At 70.0% G+C, this 11,540-nt stretch carries 9 protein-coding genes; 3 read left to right on the top strand and 6 right to left on the bottom strand.

The window, feature by feature from the left end; genetic code table 11:
• Positions 1-90: 90 nt before the first annotated feature.
• From BEN78_08210 to BEN78_08185, 6 genes are read right to left on the bottom strand one after another with little or no spacing between them, the layout of a single operon-like run.
• Entirely contained in the window at positions 91-846 is a 756-nt protein-coding gene (locus BEN78_08210; GenBank protein ID ASR43359.1) for a DNA-binding response regulator, read from the bottom strand.
• Positions 830-3,514, bottom strand: coding sequence for a histidine kinase (locus BEN78_08205; GenBank protein ASR43358.1), 2,685 nt, complete (start codon positions 3,512-3,514; stop codon positions 830-832). Before BEN78_08205 ends, BEN78_08210 begins: the two co-directional genes overlap by 17 nt.
• Positions 3,515-3,518: 4 nt before the next feature.
• Positions 3,519-4,124 carry a potassium-transporting ATPase subunit C gene (locus BEN78_08200; protein ID ASR43357.1) on the bottom strand — a complete coding sequence of 202 codons (606 nt, stop codon included), beginning with the start codon at positions 4,122-4,124 and terminating at the stop codon, positions 3,519-3,521.
• A gap of 10 nt (positions 4,125-4,134) precedes the next feature.
• On the bottom strand, positions 4,135-6,204 hold the full coding sequence (locus BEN78_08195; GenBank protein ASR43356.1) for a potassium-transporting ATPase subunit B: 2,070 nt from the start codon (positions 6,202-6,204) through the stop codon (positions 4,135-4,137).
• Positions 6,205-6,207: 3 nt separating this feature from the next.
• Positions 6,208-7,977 (bottom strand): potassium-transporting ATPase subunit KdpA, encoded by a 1,770-nt coding sequence (locus tag BEN78_08190; protein ASR45019.1) that lies wholly within the window; start codon positions 7,975-7,977, stop codon positions 6,208-6,210.
• 31 nt (positions 7,978-8,008) lie between these two features.
• Positions 8,009-8,713, bottom strand: coding sequence for a hypothetical protein (locus tag BEN78_08185; protein ID ASR43355.1), 705 nt, complete (start codon positions 8,711-8,713; stop codon positions 8,009-8,011).
• 1,067 nt (positions 8,714-9,780) lie between these two features.
• Between BEN78_08185 and BEN78_08180 the strand changes: the two genes are divergently transcribed.
• From BEN78_08180 to BEN78_08170, 3 genes are all read left to right on the top strand, one after another.
• Positions 9,781-10,203, top strand: a complete 423-nt coding sequence (locus BEN78_08180; GenBank protein ASR43354.1) for a DNA-binding protein — start codon at positions 9,781-9,783, stop codon at positions 10,201-10,203.
• An 82-nt stretch (positions 10,204-10,285) separates the two neighbouring features.
• Positions 10,286-10,534, top strand: a complete 249-nt coding sequence (locus tag BEN78_08175) for a transcriptional regulator (protein ASR43353.1) — start codon at positions 10,286-10,288, stop codon at positions 10,532-10,534.
• Positions 10,535-10,798: 264 nt separating this feature from the next.
• Entirely contained in the window at positions 10,799-11,533 is a 735-nt protein-coding gene (locus BEN78_08170; GenBank protein ASR45018.1) for a hypothetical protein, read from the top strand.
• The last annotated feature ends 7 nt before the right edge of the window (positions 11,534-11,540 follow it).

The following is an 11,540-nucleotide window of genomic DNA, read 5'->3' as shown; positions in this document are numbered from 1 at the left end:
ACCGGTGCCCGCCTGACGATCAGGTGCAGCCTGCTGGCCCGGTGCATGGCATGCCGCCACCGACGCGCCGAAACCCGCGCGGCGGTGCCGCTATGCGCCGCGCCGCTCGCTCCCGTCGTCGGCCGCGCCGTCGTCCAGAGCGATGAAGCGCAGTCCCACGCCCGGCTCGGTCGCGATGTAGCGCGGCGCGGCGGCGTCGTCGCCGAGCCTGGCGCGCAACTTGCCGACCAGGATGCGCACGTAATGCGCGTCCTCGGTGTGGCTGGGCCCCCAGATCTCGCGCAGCAACTGCGGCTGGGTCAACACGCGGCCGGCATTGCGCAGCAGCATCGACAGCAAGGCGTACTCCTTGCGCGACAGCGCCAGCGGCGCGCCGTCCAAGCGCACCTCGCGGCGCGCCAGGTCGAGGTGCAGGTGGCCATCATCGAACACCGGCGCCTCATTCGGGCCCTGCGCCTGCTGGCGCAGCAGCATGCGGATCCGCGCCATCAGTTCGGCCGTGCCGAACGGTTTGGTCACGTAGTCGTTCGCGCCCGCATCGAGCGCGGCGACCTTGCCGCCCTCGTCGTTGCGTACCGACAGCATCACCACCGGCACCTGCGACCAACTGCGGATCTCGCGCAGCACCGCGTGCCCGTCGATGTCGGGCAGTCCGATGTCGAGCACCACGAGGTCGGCGCCGCCTTCGGCCAGCAGTGTCAGCGCCCGTGCGCCGTCCTCGGCAAGCGCGACGCGGTAGCCCTGCGCGCGCAGGCTGATGTCCAGGAACCGCCGGATCTGCGGTTCGTCGTCGACGACCAAGATGCGCGCCGGCATCGACGCAGCAGACTCAGGCTTCGCCGGCATGGTCGGGCTCCGGTTCTGGCGGGCGCTGCAGAGGCAGCTCGATCCGGATCAGCGTGCCGGTGCCGTCGGGCCCGCGCAACGCCGAGACCGCACCGCCGTGCGCACCGACCATACCCTGGCAGATCGTCAGTCCGAGGCCGGTACCTTTGCGGCCACGATCGCCGCGTTCGACGCTGTAGAACATGTCGAAGATGCGCGCACGCTCCTCGTCGGGGATCCCGGGGCCACGGTCTGCGACATCGATGCGCAGCACGTCCTGCGCAGTGTCTGGGGCCGCGCCCGGCAGCAGGCGCGCGGCCACTGTGATCGCCTCGCCCGGCGGCGAGAACCCGGCCGCGTTCTCGAGCACGTTGAACAGCGCCTGCTCGAGCAGGGCCGGATGCACCCACAGCGGCGGCAAGGCGGGCGCGAGGTCGAGCACGACGCGGACCTCGGGCCGATAGCGGCGCAGCCGCGCGACCGCCGAGCCGACGAGTTCGTCGACGCCGATCCAGTCGCGGTTGAGCGACAGCCCATCCTGGCCCAGCCGGGTCATGTCGAGCAGATTCTGGATGTAGCGGTCCAGGCGCTCGCCCTCGAGCACGATGGTCTCCAGCAGCGCGCGCCGGTCCGCCCCCTCCATCGCCTCGCCGTAGCTGGCCAGGCTGCTGGCCGAGCCGATCATCGAGGCCAGCGGCGAGCGCAGGTCGTGCGACACCGAAGACAGCAACGCCGCGCGCAGGCGTTCGGTCTCGCCTTCGACCCGAGCCCGCTCGAGCGCGCCGACCAGGCGCACGCGCGACGCCGCCTGTGCGATATCGTCGAGCATCGCCTGCGCGAGCCGGCGCTGCTCCAGTCCGGGGCGCGGGGCCTGCGCATCGAAGCGCAACGCGGCGACGCCGTGGACGGTGTCGCCGTCGCGGACCGGCAGCAGCCACCAGCGCAACGCCGATAGCGTGTCGGTATCGCGCCCCGCCGGTTCGCCGTGGCGACGCACCCAGTCCACTGCAGCCGGGTCGAGTCCGTCGGGCAACGTCGACGCGCTCATGGTCTCGTCGAGTTGCATCCAGACCTGCGCACCCAGGCCCTGCGCCAACGCGTCGCGGCCGGCCGCCAGCACCTGACCGAGGTCGGCCGCGGCGGCGAGCTCGCGCCCGAGCGTCTGCAGGCCGGTTGCATGCGCATTGGCCGCGCGCAACGCCAGCACCTGCTGCCGCAGCCGCGAAGCCAACCGCCCGGCGACCAACGCCGCGATCAGGAACAACGTCACCGTGATCACGCTGCGATGGGCCGCGATCTGGAAGGTGAAGCGCGGCTCGATGAAGAAGAAGTTGTAGCTGGCAAAGCTCAACACAGCGGTGACCACCGCCGTGGACATGCGCGTGCGCGCGGCCACCAGCACGACCGCGAGCATGAACAGCATCGACAGATCGTCCAGATGCAGCAAGCGTTGTGTCGCCCAACCCAGCGCGACCGCACCGAGCGTGACCCCGATCGCCCAGGCAACGCCCCGGCCGCCCATCGTGCGATCGCCGCGCCCCGCCCAACGTGCCCGCGCACGTGCGTCGGGCGTGCTGACGATCACCAGCTCAAAGCGTGCGCCCCGCTGCAGCAGGCGCTGGGTGAGCGTGCGGTTAAATGCACGCGCGATGGGGCGCTCGCGCGTGCGGCCGAGCACGATCGAGGACGCGCCGATACGCTCGGCCTGGTCGAGCAATGCAGCGGCGACCTCGTCGCCGTGCACGACCTCGGTCGCAGCGCCGAGACTGCGGGCGAGTGCGAACGCACGGTCGAGTTCGAGCTGCCTGGCGGCATCGGGCGGCGCCCCCGACTGCACGGTGGTCACCGTCCAGGGGGCGTCGCGGCGCTCGGCGATGCGCCGACCCGCGCGCACCAGGTACTCGGACGTCCCCAGCCCGTCGATCGCGACCAGCACCCGGCGTCGCAACGTCGGCCCGGCACGTCCATGCGCCGCCTGCGATTCGCGCAGGTCGGCATCGACGCGGTCGGCCGCGACCTGCATTGCCAGTTCGCGCAGCGCGGCGAGGTTGGAGGGCGTGAAGAAGCCCTGCAGCGCTCGCGTCGCCTGCTCGGGCAGGTAGACCTTGCCCGCCTCCAACCGCTCGATCAGGTCGCGCGGCGGCAGGTCGACCAGGCGGATGTCGCGCAGGCGGTCGAACACGCTGTCGGGGACGGTCTCGGTCACGCGCACGCCAGTGATCGCATGCACGATGTCGTTGAGACTTTCCAGGTGCTGGACATTGACCGTCGTATGGACGTCGATCCCGGCATCGAGCAACTCGATGACGTCCTGCCAGCGCCGCTCGTGGCGGCTGCCCGGCGGATTGCGATGGGCGAGCTCGTCGACCAGTATCAGCGTCGGCCGACGCGCGAGCGCGGCGTCGATGTCGAAGGCCTCAAGCCAGCGGCCCCTGTAGGCGAGGCGCCGGCGCGGCAGCACCTCCATGCCTTCAAGCAACGCGGCGGTATCGGCCCGACCATGGGTCTCGATGAACCCCACGAGCACCGCATGGCCCTGCGCCTGCAGCTCACGCGCACGCGCCAGCATCGCCCAGGTCTTGCCGACGCCGGGCGCGGCGCCCAGGAACACCGTCAGGCGACCGCCACCATGCGCGCGGGCGGCATCGGCCAGCAGCGCATCGGCACGGGCGTCACGGTCGGCGGACATCGGCTTATTGTGCGCCGTCGGCCTGCGACTGCGCGTCGAGCGCGAGGTTGAGCGAGAGCACGTTCACCCGCGCCGCACCGAACAGGCCGAACGTGGGGCCCTGGGTGTGGGCATCGACCAGCGCCTGCACCCGCGCCGGGTCGAGGCCGCGTGCCGCCGCGACCCGCGCGACCTGCACGCGTGCCGCTGCCGGTCCGATGTGCGGGTCGATACCGCTGCCGGACCGGGTGATCAGCTCGTCCGGCACGTCCACAGCGGCGACGCCCTCACGCGCAGCGATGGCCTGGCGCGCGGCCGCGATCTCGGCCCGCAACGCCGGGTTGCCACGCGACAGATTGCTGCCGGCCATCGCCATGGGGTCGTAGCCGGCTGCCGAAGGACGCGGCACGAACCAGCGCGCGCCCGCGAACGGCTGGCCGACCAGCGCCGAGCCGACGATCCGGCCGTCGCGCTCGAGCAGACTGCCCTGGGCCTGTGCCGGGAACAGCACGCGTCCCAGCCCCGTGGCGAGCAGCGCATAACCCAGGCCGGCAACCAGCAGTGTGATCACGGCCAGGCCCAGAGCCGGCCGCAACAGGCCGGCCGAATGCGAAGACGGGAAAACGGTCATGGGGAGTCCTCTACAGGCCGACACTGGCGGCCAGCGCCAGATCGATGAGCTTGATCGCGGCGAACGGCAGCAATACGCCGCCCAGGCCGTAGACGAGCATGTTCCGGCGCAGCAGTGCCGTTGCCCCGGAGGCGCGGAAGCGCACGCCGCGCAGCGCCAACGGAATCAGCAGCGGGATGATCGCGGCGTTGAACAGCAATGCCGCGATCACCGCATTGCGCGGGCTCGACAGCCGCATCACGTCCAGCGCCCCCAGGGCCGGCACCGACGCAGCGAACAGCGCCGGCAGGATCGCGAAGTACTTGGACACGTCGTTGGCCAGCGAGAACGTCGTCAGCGCGCCCCGGGTGATCAACTGCTGCTTGCCAACCTCGACCACCCGCAGCAGCTTGGCCGGGTCGGAATCCAGATCGACCATGTTGCCCGCCTCCTTGGCCGCCTGAGTGCCGGCGTGCATCGCCAGGCCCACGTCGGCCTGCGCCAGCGCGGGCGCATCGTTGGTGCCGTCGCCGACCATCGCCACCAGCCGGCCCTGCGCCTGTTCGGCCCGGATGCGCGCGAGCTTGTCCTCCGGACGCGCCTCGGCGATGTAGTCGTCGACCCCAGCCTCGGCGGCGATCGCGGCCGCGGTCAACGGGTTGTCGCCGGTGATCATTACCGTGCGGATGCCCATGCCGCGCAGCTGCGCGAATTTCTCTCGGATGCCGGTCTTGACCACGTCCGACAGCTCGATCACGCCGAGCACGTGCGGACCTTCGGCGACGACCAGCGGCGTGGCACCGCTGCGTGCGACCTGCTCGACGCGCGCACGCAGTTCCGTCGACACCGTGCCGCCCAGCGCCGCGACATGGGCGACGACCGCATCCATCGCACCCTTGCGGATGTGCCGGGGTGAATCGCCGCCGCCCAGGTCCACACCGCTCATGCGCGTCTGTGCAGTGAACGCGACGAAGTGCGCCTGAGCGGGGGCCTCGAGCGAGGCGCCGGGTCGCCGCGCCAGGCGCACGATGGACTTGCCTTCGGGCGTGGGATCGGCGAGCGAAGCGAGCAGTGCGGCTTCGCGCAGCGCGTCGGGGTCGATCCCCGCCAACGGATGCAGCGCAGTCGCCTGGCGATCGCCGTGGGTGATCGTGCCGGTCTTGTCGAGCAGCAGCACGTCGATGTCGCCGGCCACCTCGACTGCCTTGCCCGACTTCGCCAGCACATTCGCCGACAGCGCGCGATTCATGCCGGCGATGCCAATCGCCGGCAGCAGCCCGCCGATCGTGGTCGGGATCAGGCACACCAACAGTGCGATCAGCAGCAAGGGATCGAGCCGCGCACCGACGAAGCCCGCGATCGCCGGCAGCGTGACCACCACGACCAGGAACGTCAGCGTCATGGTCGCCAGCAGCAGGCCGAGCGCGACCTCATTGGGTGTCTTCTGCCGATTCGCCCCCTCGACCAGCGCGATCATGCGATCGAGGAAGCTGTGCCCGGCTTCGACCGTGACGCGCACGACGATCTCGTCGGACAACACCTTGGTGCCGCCGATCACGCCACTGCGATCGGTCCCCGCTTCGCGCAGCACCGGCGCCGATTCGCCGGTGACCGCCGCCTCGTTGATCGTGGCCAGCCCGAGCACGATCTCACCGTCGGCCGGCACCAACTCGCCTTCCGACACGATCACCAGATCGCCGGGCCGAAGCGCGGATGCGGCCACGCGTTCGGGCGCGTTGGTGGTCTGCGTCGAGGCGACCCGACGTGCGACCAGATCCTGGCGCGCGCGCCGCAACGAGGCGGCCTGTCCGCGGCCGCGCGCCTCGGCCATCGCCTCGGCGAAGTTGGCGAACAGCACGGTGATCGCCAGCAACCCGGTCACCGTCCAACCCAGCACGGGCGACGAGGCCCGGCCCGTCACGGTCAGCGCGGCGGTCAGCAGTGTGGCCAGCCAGACGACGGCCATCACCGGATTGCGCAACGCGTGCTGCGGCGCGAGTTTGACGAACGCATCGCGAACCGCGGCGCGCAGGATGCCGGCATCGAACAGGGTGGGATTGGTCCCGCGCACGGGCGCGGCATCTTGGGAAAGAGAGGTCATCGATCAAGTCCCCACGTGGGCCGAGGCCAGGGCCAGATGCTCGGCCACAGGGCCGAGCACCAGCACCGGCATGAACTGGAGAAGCGTGAGCACCGCGACGATCGCCAGCAGCGTCATCGCGAAGGTCGGTGTCTCGATCCGCAAGGTGCCGGCGCTCTCGGGCGCCGCGCGCTTGGCCGCAAGCAGCGCCGCGATGATCAGCGGGAGCACCAGTGCCGGATAGCGACCGAGCGCGAGCGCCACGGTCGTGGTCAGGTTCCACCACATCGACGCATCGGCCAGGCCTTCGAAGCCCGAGCCGTTGTTGGCGAACGCCGATGCGTACTCGTAGAACACCTGGCCGATCGCGTGCGCGCCTGGATTGGAGGTGCCCGCCAGCGACGGCATCGCCAGGGTCGCCGCAGTCAGGCCCAGCAGCACCACCGGCTGCAGCAAGACGAGCACCGCCAGCAGACGCACCTCCGGCGCCTCGATCTTGCGGCCGAACAGCTCCGGCGTGCGCCCGGTCATCAGCCCGGCCACGAACACCGCCAGCAGCAGGTAGACCAGGAACTGCTGCAGACCGCAGCCGATGCCGCCCCAGATCGCATTGACCAGCATGTTGCCCATCGCCACCAACCCGGTCAGCGGCGCCGCCGAGTCGAGCATCAGGTTCACCGAACCGTTGTTGACCTGCGTGGTCAACGCCGCCCAGGCCGTCGAAGCGTCGACGCCGAAACGCACCTCCTTGCCTTCCATCAACGCCGCCGCGACCGGGGCCGGCCCGTGGCGCTCAGCCCAGAGCGCCGCGGCCCCCGACAACAGCGACATCGTCAACATGCACCCGAACACCAGCGCGGCAAATCGGCGCCGGCCGGTGAACGTGCCGACCATCGCCACGACCGACATCGGCAGCAACACGATCGCCAGCAGCTCCAGCAGGTTGGACAGCGGCGTCGGATTCTCCAGCGGCGCAGCGCTGTTGGGCCCGTACCAGCCGCCGCCATTGCTGCCCAGTTGTTTGGCCGCGACCATCGCCGCGACCGGGCCGAGCGGAATCTTCTGGCCGGTCACTTCCGCACTCGTGTCGAGCGGTGTCGCCTCGGGCCCACCGGCCAGCGTCGAGGGCACGCCCTGCGCCGTCAGCAGCAGCGACCACAGTAGACACAGCGGCAGCATGACGCGCACAGTCGGGCGGACGACATCGGCCCAGTAGTTACCGACATCGACGCGCGCCGTTGCTGGCCTGCGCCCATTGCCGGCCGAAGGCATGACCACATCGGCCGCCACGTGCATGTCCGCTCCGGCCTGCAAGGCCGCGCGGCCTCCGAACAGTCCACGCAAGGTCGCCACGACCAGCGCCAGGCCCATCATCGGCGTCGCCACCTGCAGCCCGACGATCGCCGTCATCTGCGCAAGATGCGAGAGCTGTGCCTGGCCGGCGTAATGCTGCTGATTGGTGTTGGTCAGGAACGACATCGCCGTGTGCAATGCCAGGTCCCAGCGCATGTTCGGCGCCCCGTTGGGATTGAGCGGCAGCCAGGCCTGCCCCATGAACACTGCGGTCGCCACGATGAGCAACATGATGTTGCTGGCAAGGAATGCGCCTGCGTACGCCTTCCACCCCATGCCGACAGTCGGGTCGACGCCGAGCAAGCGGTACAGCGGCCGCTCCAGACGTGCGAACACGCGATCGCCCGGCGCCGGCCCGCCGCGCATCACCATCGCGAGATAGCGCCCAAGCGGCCACGCCAGCGCGGCAGCCAGAGCAAGGGGGACGAGAAGTTCGATCATGACGCGCATCCGTAGCGATGAAAAAGCACGGTCAGAACGACGCTTGCAGCGCCGCCTCCATTCGTGACCCGGCCCAGCCGCCGAAAGCGCGCTGCGCCGACGCACTGGTGTCGTGCACTGTCAGTCGCAGCGCCAGCGGCGCTGCGAGCGTCCACACCACGCCCGCCTGGACGTGGTTGTAGTCGTTGTCGCCGCCCGCCGCGTGCAGCCGATAACGCCCGACCGCGATCTCGAACCAGAGACGGTCGTCGACGGGGATCCGCACACCCATCTGTGCATAGGTGCCCGGCGCACCACTGGCCAATGCATCGGACGCATGCGCCAGTTGCAGCCAGGCGCGCGTGCGCCAGGTCAGCGTGGCACCGAGCTCCGTCCAGTCCAGATCGACCGCGGCACCGGGATAGCGGTAATGCGTGAGCGCGGCGTCGAGCACGAACGCCTCCGACAACGGCCCGGTCCAGCCGGCCACGAGGTCGAGCTCGTGCGAGGCAGCGGTCTGCGGCGCGAAGCGCACGTCCGAGCCCCAGGCCTGGACATATAGCCCACGCTTGCCGGCGATCCTGATGCCGGCCTGCAGGGCCGGCCCCGCATCGCTCTGGCTGGTGCCGCGCCAGACATAATCGCTGGTCAGCGCTGCGCTGCCCGACCAGTCAGCAGCTGCAGCGCTGCCGAGCGACGGCGCCAACAAGGCGAGCGACAGCGCAACCCGGCGCGTGGGGGCGACACGACACTCCATGGCATCAGTCCTGGCGGACAGGCTCCGCCGATGCCGCGCAGTCTCGGCGCCCCGGCCATAAAGTCTCCATGCGTCGACACCGCCGCGGTCGTAAATTCGTCGTAAATCCGATTGACAGCGAGCCCGCCAAGGCGCGAGGCCGCATGGTCTGCGCATATTCGCGCCGCCCTCACGCGGGCCGCCAAATCGGTTGTGAATGCCCGCCGACCTTGCGGACACGTTTACGGCGGCACAGCGCCCGATCGACGCGTGCCTTCGATGAACGATTTACGTGGCGTCCCGGTTCCCGAACGGGTCGTTTGGTTTACAGGCGCGGATTCTCGCCGCAGTCAGGATTTTGAAAATACGCTCCGGCCAGCGACGTAGATGGCGTCGGCCAGGGACTGCACCGGTGCCACATCGACCCGACGTCGCCGCCGGATCCGTCGCTCGGCGGCCGCGCCCATCACAATAAGAAGAGGTTCACATGCGCCCGATTGTCATCTTGCTGGCCTTGCCCGCAATCTTGCTTGTTGGCTGTTCGTCCACCTCGCGCTTCGTTCCCGTGGGCAATGGTGTCTATGAAGTGGCGGGGCATTCTGCGACCGCCTTTTCAAGCGGCGGTGCGCAGCGCATCCGTCTGATCGAAGAAGCCAATGCCTATTGCGGCCGCCAGGGTCTCCGCGCGACCGTGGTCGGCGCTGAAGATCGCGACGGCAAGCTCGGAGACTTCGCCACCATCAGCGTCCCTTCGCATCATCATTCGGGCAAATCCACGGCGACGTACGCCACGTCAGGCAAGCGTGCGACGGCGGACGTGAGGTTCCGCTGCGAGTAGGCGAGTCCGAGGGCCCGGCGCCAGACGCCGGGCCCTCGTTGCATCATCGAGCCGATACGCACGCAAAGCGCTGGCATCGCTCGGCGATACGCCGCCGCGTCAAAGCTGTCGACGTGCGCGCCCGATCCGCCAGGCGGCACGCATCGACAGCCCGGACAGCGCCTCACGCCGCCTCATCGGCCCCCGGCCCGACGCGAGCGGCGCAGCTTGCAGGCTTGACACCTCATCGGCTCGGCCCGACGCTGACGGCATGAAGATTGAAATCGATGCGCTCGGCGTGCGCGAGCTCGATGCCCTGTTGGCCGCTGCCGAGAAACGCAAGACAGTGTTGGCCCGCCGGCGACCGCTGGCCGCCGTGCGCCAGGACCTGATCGCATTCGCTGCGTCCCAGGGCTATGCGATCGAAGAACTCATCGGCACCCCGCCTCCGGCTACGGCGCGCAACGCCGTGGCCCCCGCCAGAAAGCGCAAGCGCGCCAAGGCCGCAGTGAAGTACCGCGACCCCGACAACCGGCGCAACACTTGGTCGGGCCGTGGCCGCATGCCGCGCTGGTTGGCCGAGAAGACCCGGCGCGGTCACAACGCCGCGGATTTCCTCATTCCCGGGCTCGCCCGCCCGACTGCGAAGAAGAGCGCCCCGATCGGCAAGCGGACGGTGTTCAAACAGGGCTGACAGAGCACCGGCCACGTGATCCTGTTTCCGGATAACGGGATTCCGGATATACGGTACGCCCACTTTTCATGAGGATGCCCGTATGCCCGGCAAATCGATCCACAAGCCCGAGTACAAGGTCCTGCTGGCCCTGTTGACCGAGATGCGGGACAAGGCGGACCTCAAGCAAGCACAGCTGGCCGAACGGCTGGAGCGGCCCCAGTCCTACGTCAGCGACGTCGAGCGTGGCGTGCGCCGGCTGGATCTGCTGCAACTGCAGGAGTACTGCCAGGCCTGTGGTCAGGACCTGGTGGCTTTCGTCAGAAAATTTGATAAGGCGACGCGCGCCTGATGCTGGCGGCTCGGCGCACCATTGACGCAGGTCCGCGCCATGGCCTGCCCCTTCGCCACGTCGCGCCCCGACCTCGATAGGCGTACGGGCGTCGGCCCGGCTCCTGAATGGCCGTGCAGCTGAATCCCAACCTGCGAAGCCGCGACGGGCCACGACCTGCTCGCGGATGACCCGGTGCCGCACAGCCTGCGAAGCACAACCGCGGCTTTCGACGCGGCAGGCGTCCGCCGTTGCGCCGACCCCTGCGCCGCCGGGCCCTGTAAAATCGCCGTCTTTTGCGCGCCTGACCTTCGTGGATCCCTCGCCCCGCCCGCCCTCCAGGGTCCGACGTTCGTCCGGCTACTGGCCCGACTGACCGATGCCGAGGCGGCGCGGGCGGCGTTGGTGCCGGCCGATCGGCTGAGCGAATGGATCGACTGGACGCGGGCGGTGGCGCTGTCGAAGGTGCTCGACGCACGGCCGGCGGTCCCGGACGCGCCATGCGCGCCCAGTGCACACGACTCTGCCGCCGCCTGCGCACGGGTCCGCGCGACCCTGGCCGAGGCCATCGCCAGCGCACCCGAACTGGCGACAGCCAAGGCTGACGCATCGTCCGCCGGCGCCGATCCGATCACCAGCGACACCGCGCCCGATTTCGCACCGCTGCGCCAGCGCTGCCTGACCCTGCAGCGCGCGATGCAGGCCGCCACAGGGCGGCTGCGCGGGGAACTGCGCGAAGCGCTGGCCCAGCGCTCGGCGCAGGCGGCGCGGCTGGCCGAGGTCGATGCGGTCATGGAGGGCGCGCTGGCCCCGCGCGAGTCCGCGTTGCTGGGCGCGGTGCCGACGCTGCTCGAAGCGCATTTCGAGCGGTTGCGCGCCGCCGCGGCCGAAGCACAGGCCACGACGCACGACGCTTGGCTCGATCATTTTTGCAGGGACATGCAGGGCGTACTGAGCGCCGAGCTGGATGTCCGTTTCCAACCGGTGGAAGCGCTGCTCGCCGCGCTTCGTGCCCCCTGACGCAGTC

It is taken from the genome of Xanthomonas citri pv. mangiferaeindicae, from assembly GCA_002240395.1.
Lineage (GTDB): Bacteria > Pseudomonadota > Gammaproteobacteria > Xanthomonadales > Xanthomonadaceae > Luteimonas > Luteimonas citri_A.
The sequence above is the reverse complement of the archived record's forward strand: the minus strand, read 5'-3'. Positions and strand labels throughout refer to the sequence as shown.